At 53.0% G+C, this 18091-nt stretch carries 18 protein-coding genes; 8 read left to right on the forward strand and 10 right to left on the reverse strand.

Features of this window, described 5'->3' with window-relative positions; genetic code table 11:
• Window positions 1–23: 23 nt before the first annotated feature.
• The 4 genes from CRO33_RS02255 to pth all read right to left on the reverse strand — a co-directional run bounded on the left by CRO33_RS02255 (window position 24) and on the right by pth (window position 4254).
• Window positions 24–1052, reverse strand: a complete 1029-nt coding sequence (locus CRO33_RS02255; RefSeq protein ID WP_097116825.1) for a methionine synthase — start codon at window positions 1050–1052, stop codon at window positions 24–26.
• A 27-nt stretch (window positions 1053–1079) separates the two neighbouring features.
• Complete coding sequence (locus tag CRO33_RS02260) at window positions 1080–2057, reverse strand: DUF1852 domain-containing protein (RefSeq protein ID WP_058960220.1); 978 nt, start codon at window positions 2055–2057, stop codon at window positions 1080–1082.
• 406 nt (window positions 2058–2463) lie between these two features.
• Window positions 2464–3555, reverse strand: coding sequence for a redox-regulated ATPase YchF (gene ychF / locus CRO33_RS02265; RefSeq protein ID WP_097116826.1), 1092 nt, complete (start codon window positions 3553–3555; stop codon window positions 2464–2466).
• Window positions 3556–3666: 111 nt separating this feature from the next.
• Window positions 3667–4254, reverse strand: coding sequence for an aminoacyl-tRNA hydrolase (gene pth, locus CRO33_RS02270; protein WP_034824288.1), 588 nt, complete (start codon window positions 4252–4254; stop codon window positions 3667–3669).
• Between the two features lie 259 nt (window positions 4255–4513).
• Here pth and ychH point away from each other — a divergent pair, with 259 nt between their 5' ends.
• Window positions 4514–4789, forward strand: coding sequence for a stress-induced protein YchH (ychH, locus tag CRO33_RS02275; RefSeq protein WP_034824286.1), 276 nt, complete (start codon window positions 4514–4516; stop codon window positions 4787–4789).
• Here the strand turns inward: ychH and CRO33_RS02280 are convergent.
• From CRO33_RS02280 to lolB, 4 genes are all read right to left on the reverse strand, one after another.
• Window positions 4781–5959 carry a GGDEF domain-containing protein gene (locus CRO33_RS02280; RefSeq protein ID WP_097116827.1) on the reverse strand — a complete coding sequence of 393 codons (1179 nt, stop codon included), beginning with the start codon at window positions 5957–5959 and terminating at the stop codon, window positions 4781–4783. The two genes, ychH and CRO33_RS02280, sit on opposite strands and share 9 nt — an antisense overlap.
• A gap of 226 nt (window positions 5960–6185) precedes the next feature.
• Window positions 6186–7133, reverse strand: a complete 948-nt coding sequence (gene prs, locus CRO33_RS02285; protein ID WP_034824282.1) for a ribose-phosphate diphosphokinase — start codon at window positions 7131–7133, stop codon at window positions 6186–6188.
• Between the two features lie 137 nt (window positions 7134–7270).
• On the reverse strand, window positions 7271–8128 hold the full coding sequence (gene ispE, locus CRO33_RS02290; RefSeq protein WP_097116828.1) for a 4-(cytidine 5'-diphospho)-2-C-methyl-D-erythritol kinase: 858 nt from the start codon (window positions 8126–8128) through the stop codon (window positions 7271–7273).
• Complete coding sequence (lolB, locus tag CRO33_RS02295; protein WP_034824277.1) at window positions 8125–8748, reverse strand: lipoprotein insertase outer membrane protein LolB; 624 nt, start codon at window positions 8746–8748, stop codon at window positions 8125–8127. The genes ispE and lolB overlap by 4 nt, the downstream gene beginning before the upstream one ends.
• A gap of 217 nt (window positions 8749–8965) precedes the next feature.
• On the opposite strand from lolB, the gene hemA reads away from it, so the two are divergent.
• The 6 genes from hemA to kdsA are packed head-to-tail and all read left to right on the forward strand — an operon-like array spanning window position 8966 to window position 14277.
• A complete protein-coding gene (gene hemA / locus CRO33_RS02300; protein ID WP_097116829.1) occupies window positions 8966–10222 on the forward strand; it encodes a glutamyl-tRNA reductase in 1257 nt (418 codons plus the stop codon).
• Between the two features lie 41 nt (window positions 10223–10263).
• Entirely contained in the window at window positions 10264–11346 is a 1083-nt protein-coding gene (gene prfA / locus CRO33_RS02305; protein ID WP_034824272.1) for a peptide chain release factor 1, read from the forward strand.
• The gene (gene prmC / locus CRO33_RS02310) at window positions 11346–12176 is read left to right on the forward strand and encodes a peptide chain release factor N(5)-glutamine methyltransferase (RefSeq protein WP_097116830.1); all 831 of its coding nucleotides are present in this window, start codon (window positions 11346–11348) and stop codon (window positions 12174–12176) included. The genes prfA and prmC overlap by 1 nt, the downstream gene beginning before the upstream one ends.
• 14 nt (window positions 12177–12190) lie before the next feature.
• Complete coding sequence (locus CRO33_RS02315) at window positions 12191–12589, forward strand: SirB2 family protein (protein ID WP_097116831.1); 399 nt, start codon at window positions 12191–12193, stop codon at window positions 12587–12589.
• Window positions 12586–13395, forward strand: a complete 810-nt coding sequence (gene sirB1 / locus CRO33_RS02320) for an invasion regulator SirB1 (RefSeq protein ID WP_034824266.1) — start codon at window positions 12586–12588, stop codon at window positions 13393–13395. Before CRO33_RS02315 ends, sirB1 begins: the two co-directional genes overlap by 4 nt.
• 27 nt (window positions 13396–13422) lie before the next feature.
• The gene (kdsA, locus tag CRO33_RS02325) at window positions 13423–14277 is read left to right on the forward strand and encodes a 3-deoxy-8-phosphooctulonate synthase (RefSeq protein ID WP_097116832.1); all 855 of its coding nucleotides are present in this window, start codon (window positions 13423–13425) and stop codon (window positions 14275–14277) included.
• A 69-nt stretch (window positions 14278–14346) separates the two neighbouring features.
• Here the strand turns inward: kdsA and chaA are convergent, their stop codons facing one another.
• On the reverse strand, window positions 14347–15438 hold the full coding sequence (chaA, locus tag CRO33_RS02330; protein ID WP_097116833.1) for a sodium-potassium/proton antiporter ChaA: 1092 nt from the start codon (window positions 15436–15438) through the stop codon (window positions 14347–14349).
• Between the two features lie 535 nt (window positions 15439–15973).
• Here chaA and CRO33_RS02335 point away from each other — a divergent pair.
• Complete coding sequence (locus CRO33_RS02335) at window positions 15974–16642, forward strand: gamma-glutamylcyclotransferase (RefSeq protein ID WP_176505715.1); 669 nt, start codon at window positions 15974–15976, stop codon at window positions 16640–16642.
• Here the strand turns inward: CRO33_RS02335 and CRO33_RS02340 are convergent, their stop codons facing one another.
• Window positions 16643–18064 (reverse strand): serine/threonine protein kinase, encoded by a 1422-nt coding sequence (locus tag CRO33_RS02340; RefSeq protein WP_097116835.1) that lies wholly within the window; start codon window positions 18062–18064, stop codon window positions 16643–16645.
• Window positions 18065–18091 lie beyond the last annotated feature (27 nt).

Here is an 18091-nt window from a genome sequence, read left to right on the forward strand (position 1 = left end):
GTTGGGCGGTGAGTGGATCAGCATTACGCGGTGAGTTCGTTACGTACGATAGCAGCACCTGCGCTCAAGGCTTCCAGCTTACCTCTGGCAACACGGCGCGACAGTGGCGTCATACCGCAGTTAGTAGAAGGATAAAGCTTATCGGCGTCGACAAACTGCAGTGCTTTACGCAAGGTATCAGCCACTTCTTCCGCAGTTTCAATAGTGTTGGTCGCCACATCAATGGCACCGACCATCACTTTTTTGCCACGGATCAGCTCAATCAGATCCATTGGCACGCGCGAATTCTGCGCTTCCAGTGAAATGATATCGATAGAAGACTTTTGCAGTTTAGGGAACACTTCTTCGTACTGACGCCACTCAGTGCCGAGGGTCTTTTTCCAGTCGGTGTTCGCTTTAATGCCGTAGCCATAGCAAATGTGCACGGCGGTTTCGCACTTCAGACCTTCAACGGCTCTTTCCAGTGCGGCAATGCCCCAGTCATTCACTTCATCGAAGAACACATTAAATGCGGGTTCATCAAACTGAATAATATCAACACCGGCTGCTTCTAACTCTTTGGCTTCCTGGTTAAGAATTTTGGCAAATTCCCAGGCGAGTTTTTCACGGCTTTTGTAGTGACCATCATAAAGCGTATCGATCATGGTCATTGGGCCTGGCAGAGCCCACTTGATCTGTTGTTTGGTTTGCTGGCGCAGGAATTTAGCATCTTCAACAAACACCGGCTTTTTACGTACGACTTCACCGATCACGCTCGGCACGCTGGCGTCATAGCGATTGCGAATTTTCACAATCTCACGCTTTTCAAAATCAACGCCGCTGAGATGCTCAATAAAGGTGGTGACGAAATGCTGGCGCGTTTGCTCGCCATCACTGACGATATCAATACCCGCCAATTGCTGATCCTGCAGGGATAACAGCAGGGCATCTCTTTTGCCCTCGGCTAATTCATCACCCTGCAATTTCCATGGCGACCACAGCGTTTCAGGTTGAGCAAGCCAGGCCGGTTTCGGTAAGCTTCCTGCCGTTGAAGTAGGTAATAACAATTTCATAATCAATAACCTTTTATTTTGGCTTAATCAAAGAACGTAATGTGCAGACCACTGCTCAAGAATGTCTTGATAGGGTTTGATGAAGTGCTCTTCCGTATACTTCCCCTGCTCAATTGCCAACCGGCTGCGTTCTTCTCGATCGTAAACAATGCGCGTTAATGAATGGTCGCCATGTGTCAGGCTTGGCTGATAGCACTGGCCTGCGGCAGAGTTGGCATTGTAAATTTCCGGGCGGTAAATCTTCTGGAACGTCTCCATAGTGCTGATGGTGCCGATCAGTTCCAGATCCGTGTAATCATTCAGCAAGTCACCGGTGAAATAGAAAGCTAATGGCGCGACGCTGTTTTCAGGCATGAAGTAGCGCGCCTGCAATCCCATTTTGCCGAAGTAATGGTCGGTGAGAGACAGCTCATCTTGCTGATATTCAAAGCCCAATACCGGATGCTGATAGTCAGTGCGGTGATAGGTGTTCTTGCTGGATACGCTCAGGCAGATCACTGGCTTTTTATTAAAGCGTTCCTGATAAGCCGCCGAGTTGACGAAGCTTTTAAAGATATTGCCGTGCAGATCACCGAAACCTTCCGGCAGGCTGAAACCAGAGTTATTGTTATTGGCCGCCAGCAGACGCACGCTAAAATCGTAATCACGCACGTAAGACGAGAAGTTATTGCCTACGATGCCATCGGTACGCTGCTGAGTTTTGCGATCAACAATATTGGTTTTCAGGATTTCGATCACCGGGAAGGTTTTGCCATTGCCTTCAATATCAATTTCCGCAGAAATGATTTCCAGCTCAACGGCATAACGATCGCCTTTTGGGTTGTCCGCGTGCGCCAGAGAGTTGAAACGGTTGTTCATCATCATTAAGGCATTGCGCAAATTCTGCTGGCGATGGGTTCCACGTGCCAGGTTAGCAAAGTTCGTGGTGATGCGCGTATTTTCAGATGGATTGTAGTTCTCATCGAAAACGCTGCTCTTAATTGAAAATGCAAAATCGTTGCTCATGATGCTCGGGTATCCTGATTTCAGCTGCAAAACCTTTCCGGCTTTAGGCGGGTAGACCTGATACTTCGGCCTATCACCTGCGGTAGATTTCACATTGTCTTAAGTCAATAACAATGCGAATTTTATGCCAGAGTCACTCAGTGATTGAAAGTGATTAAACTTCAAACCTGCATGAGCCAATTTCATGATCGGGTTCACACTCTGAAGCAGGGTGGTCAGAAGGGGGATTTTTTGCGGAAAAGCGAGCGGTGAAGATGGGCCAGACCAGCGACAAAAGTGAAGTGATGGTCAACACGCCCGGAGGCGACGCGGAAGAATTTACCTAATGGGAAATAAAAAATCCACGCCAGGCGTGGATTTTTTTGGCTGAATTTAATTCAACAGGGTCAAATCATCGACTTGAAGATTAGACGTTGAACAGGAAGTTCATCACGTCGCCATCTTTCACGATATACTCTTTACCTTCTGAGCGCATCTTGCCGGCTTCTTTCGCGCCTTGCTCACCTTTGTAGGTGACAAAGTCATCAAACGCGATGGTCTGCGCACGGATAAAGCCTTTCTCGAAGTCGGTATGAATTTTACCGGCAGCCTGTGGCGCGGTCGCGCCCACTGGGATGGTCCATGCACGTACTTCTTTCACGCCAGCGGTGAAGTAAGTTTGCAGGTTGAGCAGGGCATAACCTGCACGGATCACGCGGTTCAGACCCGGCTCTTCCAGACCCAATTCCGCCATGAACTCGTCACGCTCTTCGTCATCCAGCTCAGCGATGTCGGATTCAACGGCTGCGCATACTGGCACCACCACTGAACCTTCGGCTTCTGCAATCGCACGCACCTGATCAAGATACGGGTTGTTTTCAAAACCGTCTTCGTTGACGTTGGCGATGTACATGGTGGGCTTCAGGGTCAGGAAGCTCAGGTAGCGAATGGCCGCTTTCTCGTCTGCATCCAGGTTCAGCGCGCGTAACATGCCCGCTTCGGACAGGTGCGGCAGGCACTTCTCTAATGCAGCCAGCTCAGCTTTAGCATCTTTGTCGCCGCCTTTGGCTTTCTTCTGGCAACGCTGAATAGCACGTTCACAAGTGTCGAGATCGGACAGCGCCAGCTCGGTGTTGATGACGTCAATATCTTCCGCCGGATTCACTTTGCCGGAAACGTGAATAATATTGTCGTTCTCGAAGCAGCGCACCACGTGACCGATAGCTTCGGTTTCACGAATGTTGGTCAGGAACTGGTTACCGAGGCCTTCACCTTTGGATGCGCCTTTTACCAGACCGGCGATATCGACGAATTCCATGGTGGTCGGCACAACACGCTGTGGCTTAACGATTTCGCTCAGCTGATCGAGGCGCAGATCGGGCATTGGCACCACACCGGTGTTAGGCTCGATGGTGCAGAACGGAAAGTTGGCTGCTTCGATACCCGCTTTAGTCAGCGCGTTGAACAGGGTGGATTTACCGACGTTCGGCAGGCCCACAATACCGCATTTAAATCCCATGGTCTGATTACCTTTCTCACTGAGTGTACGGCACTGGCTGGCAGCGCCGACAGATTCAAAAAATTTCGCGCATTATACACAGAATTGCCTTCTGCAGCGCGGGAATTGGGCTTAGCCAGCCTTGAACGCATGCAGGCGGTTCATCGCCTTGATTTTGTCTTCTTTCAGCCACAGTTCGGTGCAGCGCACCGCTTCATCCACGGCATCGTCAATCAGTTTTTGCTCGCTGGCAGGCGGTTTGCCTAACACGAAGCCGGTAACCTTATTGCGATCGCCGGGATGACCGATGCCAACCCGCAGGCGATGGAAATTATTGTTATTGCCAAGCTTGCTGATGATGTCTTTGAGACCGTTATGCCCGCCATGACCACCGCCCTGTTTGAATTTGGCGATGCCAGGAGGCAGATCCAGTTCATCGTGTGCCACTAAAATCTCTTCCGGTGCGATGCGATAAAATGTCGCCATTGCCGCAACCGCTTTGCCACTCAGGTTCATAAAAGTAGTGGGCACCAGCAAACGGACATCTTCACCCGCCAGTGACAGGCGTGCAGTGTAGCCGTAGAATTTCGGCTCCTCTTTCAATGACTGATTGTTCCGGTCGGCCAGCAAATCCACATACCAGGCACCTGCGTTATGGCGCGTTGCGGCGTATTCAGCGCCGGGATTGGCCAGCCCCACAATCAGTTTAATGCTGCTCACGATGTTTATCCTGTCTTGCTGCGGAAAGGGCGATAGTTTACTGCCTGCAAGCGGCGATGACAAAGGGTGCTGAGTACAGATGATACCTCTGCGTGACTTATCAATTTCTATCGAAATCAAGCCTCTGGCCGTAAAGAAATGTCAGAGATTGTGAAGGATGTGTGATCCTGTACGCAACTTAACCGGCAGTCATTGCCTAAACTTATGACAAGTTAACCATACGTGCTGTTTTGCTTTTTCATAAGGATGGAGGTGAATCATGAAACGTCAACAATGCCGCTATTTAGGTAATGGCCTGATGTGTTTAGGTTTACTGACGATGGTATTAGGCGTCGGCTATTCCATTATTAATCAGCTGCCTGCGTTAAACCTGCCGCAATTCCTCGCGCATGGTGCCATGTTCAGCATCTTTGTCGGAGCACTGTTGTGGCTGGTAGGGGCGCGCGTCAGCGGACGTGAGCGTGTCGAAGACCGCTACTTCTGGTTACGCCATTACGGTGACAAACGCTGCCGCCGCAATCATTCTTCACATTAAGAGAGCAGCTTCCTGCACCGGCTGTAACTGCACGAAATAACGTTCGACGCGGTTACGGCCACTGGCTTTTGCACGGTATAACGCTTCGTCCGCCAGGCCGAGTAAAATCGGGAAGGTGTGATCGCGATGGTTAGCGGTAGCATAGCCAATACTCACGGTATAGCAGACGTCGTTGGGCTGCGACAGCTGTGTCGCCAGACGGATACGCTCACACACCCGTTCTGCATCCTCGCTATTGCCCGGCAGAATCGCCGCAAACTCTTCACCGCCCAGACGGGCAAAATGACCTTCTGCGGGCAGCAACGCCTGCACCACCTGACAAAAATCGATTAATACGCGGTCACCTTGCAGATGGCCGTAACGATCGTTAATGCCTTTGAAATGGTCAAGATCAAACAGCACGGCCGAGTAAACCAATGGCTGCGGATTGCGCGTATTGCGTAACACTAATCTATCGGCTTGCTCGAACAGGGCGCGACGATTCCAGACGCTGGTCAGGGGATCGTGAAGCGAGGCCCGTTTGTGAGCTATCTGCGTGCGCTCATTGACCATCGCCAGAATGGTAAATGTCAGGCCAATCACAAACAGAATGGATTCAAGAATCACGTACACCGAAAAGCTGGAACCGGCTATCGCGCCGCGCACCGGGGTGGCGATGGCATCATCCAGGAATATACGCGCCACGTGAAACAGCAGATGGATCCACAGCAACATCTGCGCCGGCCAAAAGGTCACCTGCAGTGCATCGCGCGATTGCCATAACAGGCGAATCAGGGCACCGGTGTAAATAATGCAAAGCAGACATATGACTAAAACGCGTTTAGGTTGGCTGGCGTAAAACTGCGGGAACGCGCAGAGAATGGCCCATAACAATGCAGCCGCTAACCAGCTGAATCCGAGAGGTTTATTGCAGAATGCTCGAAAAGCGTTCAGCAGATTACCATAGGCCAGCATCATCACCACGTTGCCGACAGCGATGGGAAGAAAAACAAATCCAGCACTGCGCAGACTGCTGAGAAACACCGCTGTCAGGGTCAATGTGAGCGCCAGCGTAGTGAACCCCAGCACGCGATCGTACTGCGCACCCACCCAGGCGAACACCAAAATAATGCTCAAAAAACCCAGCACATAGAGCTCGCAAACAAATAGTGTGTAAATGTCGAGAGTCATAGTGGTCGGAGTTCTCAGAAAAAAGTGTGGAGAAAAATACCACTAATCAATGGCCCGCTAAAGTGCAGCATCGCGAGTCGAATGAAAAGAGTGTAAGGCAGGGAGAATAGCGAGTTTTAACGAAATTTATCGCGAAAATATCTGTAGCGAGAGCGGCTTAATCGGTAAATGAAGCGGATTGTTGGGAATAAAAAACCGGGCGCGGGGCCCGGTTTCATGCAATGTATTAATGTTCGAACATTGCGGAGATGGACTCTTCGTTACTGATACGGCGAATCGCTTCGGCCAGCATGCCAGAGAGCGTTAAGGTACGCACGATTGGCAGGGCTTTCATCTCGTCTGACAGCGGAATGGTGTCGCATACGATAACCTGATCGATCACTGACTTACGCAGGTTTTCGACCGCGTTGCCAGAGAAGATGGGGTGAGTCGCATAAGCGAAGACACGTTTCGCGCCGCGCTCTTTCAACGCTTCAGCTGCTTTGCACAGCGTACCGCCGGTGTCGATCATATCGTCGACCAGTACACAGTCACGACCTGCCACGTCACCGATGATGTGCATCACCTGAGAAACGTTCGCACGCGGGCGACGTTTATCGATGATAGCCATATCAGTGTCATTGAGCAGCTTAGCAATAGCACGCGCACGCACGACGCCGCCGATGTCCGGAGAAACCACAATCGGGTTTTCCAGGCCAATCTGCAGCATATCTTCCAGCAGGATTGGGCTACCGAACACGTTATCAACCGGGACATCGAAGAAGCCCTGAATCTGTTCGGCGTGCAGATCAACCGTCAGAACACGGTCAACACCCACGCTGGAGAGGAAATCGGCAACCACTTTGGCGGTGATAGGCACACGAGCAGAACGCACGCGGCGGTCCTGACGGGCATAACCAAAGTAAGGGATAACAGCAGTAATACGACCAGCAGAAGCCCGACGCAACGCGTCGACCATCACAACCAGCTCCATCAGATTATCATTGGTGGGGGCACAGGTGGACTGGATGATGAAAATATCACCACCGCGTACATTTTCGTTGATCTGTACACTTACTTCACCATCACTGAAACGGCCGACAGCGGCGTCTCCGAGGCTAGTGTAAAGGCGGTTGGCAATACGTTGTGCTAGTTCCGGGGTGGCGTTACCAGCAAATAGCTTCATATCAGGCACGAGAAGAACCTCAGGCTTGGCGTCCAGAGAATGAACGTTTCAAAAGTAACCGGCGAATACTTTTGAAGTCGTTCATACGGGTGTGTTAATGCGTCACGTGCAGTGCCTGGAACAGGATGGCGCTGTCACGCAAACGCTTAGAGCCCGGAAAGGGTGCGTTGCAACGGCGAGATATTAAGCCCGCGCGCCACAAATCCGCAAATCCATTTCGGGGCAAGCTCCAGCACCTGACGAGCAGCGGATTCGGTGCTAAATTCAGCAAATACACAAGATCCGGTCCCGGTCAGGCGCGACGGCGCGTATTCTAGCAGCCAGGAAAGCAGCGCATCAACCTCGCGAAAACGTTTTCTTGCCACAGCTTCACAATCATTGTGAAAAGGACGCTGTAACAGTTCATCTAATGTGCGTATCGGTGAATTGCGCGTCAAGTCAGGATCGCGAAAGATATCCGGCGTGCCGATGCTAATACCAGGATGTGCCACCAGATACCATTTTTCTTCCGGTTCAGCAGGCTGAATCTGCTCGCCAACCCCTTCGGCAAAGGCGGCGTGCCCACGCACGAACACCGGAACATCAGCACCAAGCTGCACGCCAAGGGTGGCTAACTCATCCACGCTAAGCCCGGTTTGCCATAAATGGTTCAGCGCCACCAGCACGGTCGCGGCATCCGATGAACCGCCGCCCAGTCCGCCGCCCATCGGAAGACGTTTTTCCAGGGCTATCTCCGCACCCGCGTTTTCGGGCAGCGTACCGCGAACGACCGCGGCTTGCTGTAACATCCGCGCCGCCCGCACGATCAGGTTATCGTCATCGGCGACGCCCGCTAACGGCGTCAGCAGCGTAATCTTCCCACTGCGGTCAGGCGTGATCTCAAGCCTGTCGCCGTGATCAAGAAACTGAAACAGCGTTTGCAGATTGTGGTAGCCGTCAGCGCGACGGCCCGTAATGTAGAGAAACAGATTCAGTTTTGCCGGAGCAGGCCAGGTGGTGATCATTGCGTGGTCCAGCTATCCATGCGCAGTTTGATTCGCTGACCACCTTCAGTCAGTTCCAGGTTGGCCGGCAGCGGTGGATTGACCTTGCTGTCGTAATCAGAGATGTTCACTTTCCACTGCTGACCATTTCGGCTGTAGTTAACACTCTGCAACTGATAGCTGCTGTTGAGCTGATAATCCGTGGCATCACCCGGCAGACCCATCATCCACTGACGCAGGTTCGCCAGCGGGATATCCATGCCGGTCAACTGTGAAATCATCTTCTCAGCATCGTTACTCACGTAGCGCTTGCCTTTGTTATCGACGATTTGCACCACCGAACCTTGCGCATCCAGCTGCAGCTCGGTGCTGCCAAGCGGGTTGGTTAACAACAGACGATAGCGATCGGCGGCGGTTTGCTGCCAGTTGAAGCGCGCATAGACTTTTTGCTTATCAGAGAGATAGGCAAAAGCGCCACGCGTTTGATATTGGGTGATTTTCTCAACGGCTTGTTGATGCTGCTGCCATTGCGGTGAGGTGGTGCTGGGGCCAGGACCTTGTGGTTTGTTGATGCTACAAGCAGCCAGCAATACGCTGGCAAGGGGCAAAAGGCGCAACAGCTTGCGCGGGGGCAAATGCATCACGTGGTCGTCTCCTCAGACACGTTTTTACTTCGTAACCGATAACGCTAACCATCCAATACTACGCCGTCAATGCCGATGTAAGGATAATTGCGCACGATCAGTTTAATCTTATTACAGTCATAGCCTTTGTATGGCTTTTCTTGATCTGTGGCATCTTGTAGAATGCGCTTCACAAAGCCCTGACAAATATTGGGACATCCCAACCCGAATCACCATGACGCTGCTTGCTCTCGGAATCAACCACAAAACCGCACCTGTTGCGCTGCGCGAACGCGTTGCGTTTCTGCCAGACACGCTGGATCAGGCTCTGAATAGCCTGTTGTCCCAGCCGATGGTTCAGAGTGGTGTGGTGCTCTCAACCTGTAATCGTACTGAACTCTATCTCAGCGTAGAGCAGCAGACAGATTTGCAGGAGAGGTTGGTGCGCTGGTTGTGCGAGTATCACGATCTGCGTGAAGAGGATGTCCGTGCCAGCCTTTACTGGCATCATGACAACGCCGCCGTCAGCCATCTGATGCGCGTTGCCAGCGGTCTGGATTCGCTGGTATTGGGCGAACCGCAAATTCTCGGCCAGGTTAAAAAGGCCCATGCTGATTCTTCGCGTGACCATGCGCTAAGCAGCGAGCTGGAGCGCATGTTCCAGAAGACCTTCTCCGTCGCTAAACGCGTGCGCACCGAAACTGAAATCGGTGCCAGCGCGGTCTCTGTTGCCTTCGCCGCCTGTTCTCTGGCGCGTCAAATCTTCGAATCACTCAGCACGGTCAACGTGTTGCTGGTGGGCGCCGGGGAAACCATCGAGTTAGTGGCGCGTCATCTGCGTGAACACAAAGTGCAGAAGTTGATGATTGCCAACCGCACCCGCGAGCGTGCGCAGCTGCTGGCCGATGAAGTGGGCGCAGAAGTGATTGGGTTGGGTGATATTGAAACCCGTCTGGCCGATGCGGATATCATTATTTCTTCTACTGCCAGCCCGCTGCCGATCATTGGCAAAGGCATGGTGGAGCGCGCCTTGAAAGCACGTCGCAACCAGCCGATGCTGCTGGTGGATATCGCCGTACCGCGTGATGTCGAACCTGAAGTGGGTAAGCTGGCGAACGCCTATTTGTACAGCGTCGATGATCTGCAAGCGATCATCGAGCAGAATATGGCACAACGCAAAGCCGCTGCAGTCCAGGCCGAAAGCATAGTTGTGCAGGAAAGTGGCGAATTTATGGCATGGCTGCGTGCGCAAAGCGCGGGCGACACCATTCGCGAATATCGTTCACAGGCTGACGACGTGCGTGCCGAGTTGCAGGAGCGTGCGATTGCCGCGCTGCGTCAGGGCGCGGATGCCGAGAAAGTCTTGCAAGAGTTAGCGCACAAGCTGACTAACCGTCTGATTCATGCACCAACCAAATCACTGCAGCAGGCCGCGCGCGATGGCGACAGCGAACGCCTGCAGATCTTACGTGACAGCCTCGGTTTAGAGTAATCTGGTCTGTCACGACCTATCACTGGGATACCCTCTATTACATGAAGAGCTCTATTGTTGCCAAGCTGGAAGCCCTCCAGGAACGCCACGAAGAAGTTGAAGCGTTGCTGGGCGATGCCGGCGTCATTGGCGATCAGGAACGTTTTCGCGCCTTATCACGCGAATATGCACAGTTGACCGATGTGACCCGTTGCTTCCGCGACTGGCAGCAGGTGCAGGAAGATATCGAAACAGCTGAAATGATGCTCGACGATCCTGAAATGCGTGAAATGGCTAACGAAGAGTTAAAAATTTCGCGTGAGAAACGTGAAGTGCTGGAACAACAGCTTCAGGTGCTGCTGCTGCCAAAAGATCCCGATGATGAACGTTCGTGCTTTGTGGAAGTGCGCGCCGGAACCGGCGGAGATGAAGCGGCAATTTTCGCAGGCGATCTGTTCCGTATGTACAGCCGTTATGCCGAAGCACGCCGCTGGCAGGTCGAGATCATTAGCGCCAACGAAGGCGAGCACGGCGGCTACAAAGAAGTTATCGCCCGAATTAATGGTGAAGGCGCTTACGGTCGTTTGAAATTCGAATCCGGCGGTCATCGCGTTCAGCGCGTCCCGGAAACCGAATCTCAGGGCCGTATTCATACCTCTGCCTGCACCGTGGCGGTGATGCCAGAATTGCCGGAAGCGGAAATGCCGGAAATCAACGCGGGCGATCTGAAGATCGATACCTTCCGCTCCTCAGGTGCCGGTGGTCAGCACGTTAACACCACCGACTCAGCGATTCGTATTACCCACCTGCCCACCGGTATTGTGGTGGAGTGTCAGGACGAACGTTCCCAGCACAAAAACAAAGCCAAAGCGTTGGCGGTATTGGGTGCGCGTATTCATGCCGCCGAAACCGCCAAGCGTAATGCGGCAGAAGCCTCAACCCGTCGCAACCTGTTGGGCAGCGGCGACCGTTCGGACCGTAACCGCACTTACAACTTCCCGCAGGGTCGTGTTACCGATCATCGTATCAACCTGACGCTGTACCGCCTGGATGAAACCATGGAAGGGAAGCTGGATACGTTGATCGAGCCGATTGTGCAGGAGTATCAGGCCGATCAGCTGGCCGCGCTGGCTGGACAAGACTGATGATGATTCGCCACTGGCTCAAGCACGCAGTGGTCGCACTCTGTGGCGGAGACAGCCCGAAACGGGATGCGGAGATTTTGCTGGGGTTCGTAACGGGAAAATCACGCAGCTGGCTGGTGGCGTTTGACGATCATGAACTCGACGCTACTCAGCTTGCCGAACTTAATGCGCTGCTGGCGCGTCGGGTGAAAGGCGAACCGATTGCGCATCTGGTGGGCGAGCGTGAGTTTTGGTCGCTGCCGTTGCGCGTCAATGATGCCACATTAATTCCGCGTCCGGATACCGAAGTGCTGGTGGAACAGGCGCTCTTACGTATTCCCGCAACACCGTCCTCCTTGCTCGATCTTGGCACCGGCACCGGTGCTATCGCATTAGCGCTGGCGAGTGAACGTCCTGACTGCCAGGTGTTGGGCTGCGACCGTATCCCAGCAGCCGTGGCGCTGGCGGAAGAGAATGCTCAGCGGTTGCACATCAGCAATGCGCGTTTCCAGCTCAGCCACTGGTTCGATGACATTCCCGCCCAGCGTTTCGATCTCATCGTCAGCAATCCTCCTTATATCGACGCCGCCGATGAGCATCTTCAGCAGGGCGATGTACGCTTTGAACCGCTTAGCGCACTGGTGGCCGACGAGGCGGGGCTGGCTGATTTGCGTTTGATTATTCACCGTGCCCCACATTGGTTGCAGTCTGGCGGCTGGCTGTTACTGGAGCACGGCTGGCAACAAGATGAAGCTGTGCGCGAGATCATGACGCAGCACGGCTATCAGCAGGTCAGCAGCATTAACGATTATGGCGGCAATCCGCGCGTCACACTTGGGCAATTTTTTTGATTTAAGGAAGCACCATGGCAAGCTGGTATCCGCTGATTAAACATTTTCACCTGCTGACGGTTGCCCTGACTATCAGTCTGTTTTTACTGCGCTTTTACTGGCTAACCACCGGTTCGGCAATGCTGCAGCGCCGCTGGGTTCGCATTGCGCCGCATATTAATGACACCTTTTTATTGCTCAGTGGCGTATTGCTGGTGGTGATTACGCACTTTTATCCGTTCTCACCGCAAGGAAGCTGGCTGACGGAGAAGCTGTTAGGGGTTATTATCTACATCGCCTTAGGTTCCGTGGCATTGAGCCGTCGCCCACGCAAGATGGGGACACGTTGGATCGCTTGTCTGATTGCAATCGTAGCACTGCTGTTTGTGATTAAGCTGGCGATGACCAAAATGCCGTTATTGGGGATAGTATGACCTCGCCAGAGCTAGTTGATTACAGTGAAACACCGTTGAGTGAAGCGGTGATTGGCGCAACCTGCGCCATACGCAATGATTTTTCTGCGCCATCCGTTCAGCAACAGCTGGCGGCATTAGTTGAAGAAGCACGGGAATACGTCAGCAGCGAACAGGATGCCGACTTGCAACTGGGCAAGCTGCTTGAATTGTTTTATCGCCAGTGGGGCTTTGGTGGCGCCAGCGGCGTCTACAATTTGTCCGATGCGCTGTGGATCGATAAAGTGCTGAAGAGCCGACAGGGCACCGCCGTATCGCTGGGGGTGATTCTGTTACACATTGCCGACGAGCTGGAGCTGCCGCTGATCCCGGTGATTTTCCCCACCCAGTTGATTCTGCGTGCTGACTGGCTGGACGGTGAAATGTGGTTGATCAATCCTTTCAACGGCGAAACGCTGGATACACATACGCTGGAAGTGTGGCTGAAGGGCAATATCAGCCCGACCGCGAAGCTCTACAATGATGATCTGGATGAAGCCAAAACCATCAACGTGATGCGTAAAATGCTGGATACGTTGAAAGCGGCACTGATGGAAGAGAAGCAGATGGAACTGGCGTTAAACGTCAGCCAGGTACTGCTGCAGATTGATCCCGATGACCCGTATGAAATCCGCGATCGGGGGTTAATCTACGCTCAGCTTGAGTGTGAACATATCGCGCTGACCGATTTGACCTACTTCGTTGAACAGTGTCCAGAAGATCCGGTCAGCGAAATGATTAAAGTGCAGATTCACGCAATTGAACAGAAACAGGTGACGCTGCACTAAGCGTCATCTCGACAATAAGGAAAGGGCATGACTCAGAAAGTAGTAAATATCGGCGATATCAAGGTCGCAAACGATCTGCCATTTGTTCTCTTTGGCGGCATGAACGTGCTGGAATCGCGCGACCTCGCCATGCGTATTTGCGAACACTATGTAAAAGTGACCGACAAACTCGGTATCCCTTACGTGTTCAAAGCCTCTTTTGACAAAGCTAACCGCTCTTCCATCAAATCCTACCGTGGTCCAGGTCTGGAAGAGGGCATGAAGATTTTCCAGGAGCTGAAACAGGCGTTCGGCGTGAAAATCATCACTGATGTGCATGAAGCTTCACAGGCGCAGCCGGTGGCGGATGTCGTTGATGTGATTCAGCTGCCTGCATTCCTGGCGCGTCAGACCGATCTGGTGGAAGCGATGGCGAAAACCGGTGCAGTCATCAACGTTAAGAAACCGCAGTTCGTTAGCCCAGGCCAGATGGGTAACATTGTCGATAAATTCGCGGAAGGCGGTAACGACAAAGTAATCCTGTGCGACCGTGGCAGCAATTTCGGTTACGACAACCTGGTTGTCGATATGCTGGGCTTCAACGTGATGAAGAAGGTCACCAACAACAGCCCGGTGATCTTCGACGTGACCCACGCACTGCAGACGCGCGATCCGTTCGGCGCGGCTTCAGGTGGACGTCGCGCGCAGGTAGCTGAACTGGCTCGTGCGGGTATGGCGGTGGGTATCGCCGGTCTGTTTATTGAAGCGCACCCTGAGCCGAACAGCGCGAAATGCGACGGTCCATCCGCGCTGCCGCTGGATAAGCTGGAGCCATTCCTGGTGCAGATAAAAGCGATTGATGATCTGGTCAAGAGTTTCCCGGAACTGGATACCAGCAACTAATTGCGTTATCCAGGTGTAAGAAAGGCGCCGATGGGCGCCTTTTTTTGCTTTGAATCTGAGCGTCAGACGCTACAGCATAATTGTCAGTAAATAGCCGGCAAACAGTGCCAGATGCGCGGCGCCGTTCAGCACATTGGTACGCCCGGTTGAGAACGAAATATGGCACAGAATCAGCGCGGCACTCATGATCACCATATGTGGTGGCTCAAGACCAAATATCAGCTGCTGACCGGTCAGGGTGGCGATAATGCTCACCGCTGGTACCGTCAGGGAGATGGTGGCTAATACCGAACCAAAGAACAGGTTCATCGCACGCTGTACCTGGTTCATTAACACCGCTTTGATGGCCCCTAACCCTTCCGGCGACAGAATCAGCAACGCCACCAGGAAACCGGTGAACTGCTCAGGTGCATTCAGTTCCGTCAGCAGATGCTCCAGCGTGTTGGCGTTCATCTTGGTCACGCTGATCACCGCGATCAGATGAATGATCAACCATACCGTGTGCCACAGTGAGCTATGCGCAGAAGGCTTACCATGATGCGGATCGCCATCGTCACCGTCATCCTCATGCTCATAAACAAACAGGCTCTGGTGCGTTTTGGTCTGAATCAGCAGGAACACGCCGTACATGGCAGCGGAGATTGCGGCAATGATCAACGCCTGAGCCGTGGTGAAGTTACCGCCTGGCAGCGCATTCGGGAACACCAGCACCAGAATCGCCAGCGGGAAGATGGCAATCATGTACTGCTTAACGCCCGCCAGATTGACATATTGGGTGGCGAATTTGCGTCCGCCGAGCAGCAGCGCAAAGCCCACCAGACCGCCGGTCACAATCATGATGATGGAGTAGAGCGTGTCACGCATTAGCGCAGGTGCCGCATCGCCGGTGGCCATCAAGGCGGAGATCAAACTGACCTCCAGAATAACCACAGACAGGCTCAAAATCAGCGAGCCATAGGGTTCACCCAGGCGGTGTGCCAGCACGTCAGCATGACGCACCACGCTGAAAGCACTACAAAGGATGGCGACCAGCGCCAGCAGGTTGATGCCGATAATCGGCAATAATGCCGTCTGACCGCCAAAGAAGCTCAGCACCGTCAGCGCGACAATCGGGAAAATCAGTGAGTACTCGGTATGTCGGGTTTTCTCATGTGTAGCCATTCACCATCCTCTCCGGCAAAAAGAACAAAACAGGCGATCAGTGCCTGATAAATATAATGACTTTTCTGACGCAGCGCAGTGTAACTTTTCAACAGTTGTGTTTCAGGCTTTTTACGCGACTTTACTTAGTCAGGTTTTTTATTCTAATCCATCAAAAGAAGTAATTATCTACTAATAAAATAGACTATTCATCTTGTTATGAATCGATAAAAGTAATTTTTAGATAAAATAATACCTGTTTTAATCTTATTTCAATGTGGTTTATCGGAGTTTTATGGATTTAAAAAACCTTGTGTAACTAAAGTATATGTTTGCCATTTCATTGCTTTCTTCGTCATCACTCTGTTCAAGTTATCTGCCAGGCAGCCGATGCTATTTACAAAGAATTTCCCCTTTGTGATCGGGGTCAATCTTGAAACTTTTGTTAAATATGCATTAATGTCTTCTCTTAAGTCGACGCAACGCGTGTTGCCTGTAAGACATCATCTTTGAGGAGCCGAACCGACAGGATGTCAGCGCAGTAGAGGAGGTCGCATTGTTAACCCGGGAATTTCTGTTAAAAGCGGATTGTAAAACATCATTTGGCGATATCGACGAAGCGCTGCTGTGGAGCTGTGAAAAGCGTGCCGCGTCACTCGCTGCCACACTGGCTTGTCGCCCTGACCAAAGCCCGGTGTGGATTTTTGGCTATGGCTCCCTGATGTGGAACCCGGTTTTTGAGGCGGAAGAAGTGGCTTCCGGACGACTCGAAGGCTGGCATCGTGCTTTCTGTCTGCGTCTGACCGCTGGCAGAGGAACGGTATCGACGCCCGGTCGTATGCTGGCGCTAAAAGAAGGCGGTGCAACCAGCGGTCTGGCTTTCCGTTTACCCGAAGCGCGGTTGCATGACGAGCTGGAGCTGCTGTGGAAGCGCGAGATGATCACCGGCTGTTATCTGCCAACCTGGTGCGAACTGGAACTGGAAGATGCTCGCAAAGTGACGGCGTTGGTATTCATCATGGATCCGCGTCACCCGCTGTATGAAGCAGACTCCTGTCGCAGCACCATCGCACCGTTGATTGCCCAGGCCAGCGGACCATTGGGCACCAATGCTCAGTATCTCTACTCCCTCGAACAGGAGTTGGGTAAACGCGGCATGCAGGAAGATGCGTTGACGCGTCTGGCCGCTGAAGTGAGGGCGCTGCAGCAGTCTGCAGCGCGTTAACTATTGTTTAACCGGATTAATCAGCCAGGTTCCGGGTTTGTCAATGGTCAGTGATTGGCTCATTACCTGGCTGCCATTTTGCACTTCAATTCGATAACTCCCCGCCGCCAGATTGAGTGAAGCAAAGCCGCTGCTGGTGGGTTTCACGTCATTCGCTTCGCCGTTAAGCAGCACTTTCTCTCCCTCCTGCAAGCGCAGATAGACGGTTGCCATACCTGGCGCGCTGGCTGCTGCGCTCTGACTCGCTACCGGCGCTGACGCAGAAGGTGTCGCGGCGATCGAAGCGGTTTCAATGTGGCGATTCGTTTTCCACACCACCACCACCACGGCCAGAATGGCAATGGCAGCGGCGGCGACCAGACCAGGCGAAAGGCGACGCACGTTGCGTGGCGTGACAGGTTCAATCGCCGCCGCTGCATGATTCACCGCCATTACCTGTGGTTCAGGCACCGGAGCGGCGACGGGTTCAGGCGCTGGAGCTGGAGCTTCAACCGCCACCGGGAAGGTGGTGACCAGTGCTTCAACATCGCTCACCGGCAAATCAATCAGGCTGGCAAACGCATCAATGCTTTGTGGGCGATCGCCGGGTTTCATTGCCAGCGCACAGTCGATGGCATGCAGTAGCGGCAGGGAATAGCCTGCTGGCTTGCGTTCAACCAGTGGCTGATAGTTATCCTCGATGCAGCGCACCACGCTAACCGGAGGCGCATGGCCGGTAATCAGATTGTGCAGCACCGCGCCAAGCGCATAGATATCGGTCCACGGACCTTGCTCAACTTCACCCTCTTCGCTGTATTGCTCAATCGGGGCAAAGCCAGGCTTCAGCATGATCTCGGTTTCATCGGAGAGATTGCCGATCTCCTTCCGCGCTGAGCCAAAATCGAGTAACACCGGCAGCTGATTTTCCTGGATTTGGATGTTATCCAGCGAAATATCACGGTGCAGATAACCGGCGGTATGGATGGTATTAATTGCGCCAAACAGCGGCGGTAACAGCCGACGAATCCAGGACTCATCGATACTGTCCGGGCTGGTGACCTGCCACTCTTTCAATGTCATCCCGCTGTAGTAGAGCGTGCCCATATAGGCGGTGCCATTCTCTTCCCAGAAGCGCAACACGTGCAGCAGGCCGGGATGATTAAAACGTGCGAGCAAACGGGCTTCCTGAATGAAGCTGTTACGTCCGGCGTTGAACAGTTTCTGGAAGCGCTCGCCACGCAACTCCAGCGACAGGTCAGCGGCACGCACCGCCAGTGAAACCGGCATGTACTCTTTGATGGCGATGGTGCGTTCCAGTTGATGGTCCCAGGCACGGTAAACAATGCCAAAGCCGCCGCCGCCAATCACTTCCTTGATTTCAAATTCATTAAACCGGTAACCCGCAGGCAGGGCATTCGGTGTGTGGTTTTCGTTTGCCGACATAGTGAACTCTCTGAACACGTCCTGTAG

This window comes from Pantoea sp. GL120224-02, from assembly GCF_900215395.1.
GTDB classification, from domain to species: Bacteria; Pseudomonadota; Gammaproteobacteria; order Enterobacterales; family Enterobacteriaceae; genus Pantoea; species Pantoea communis.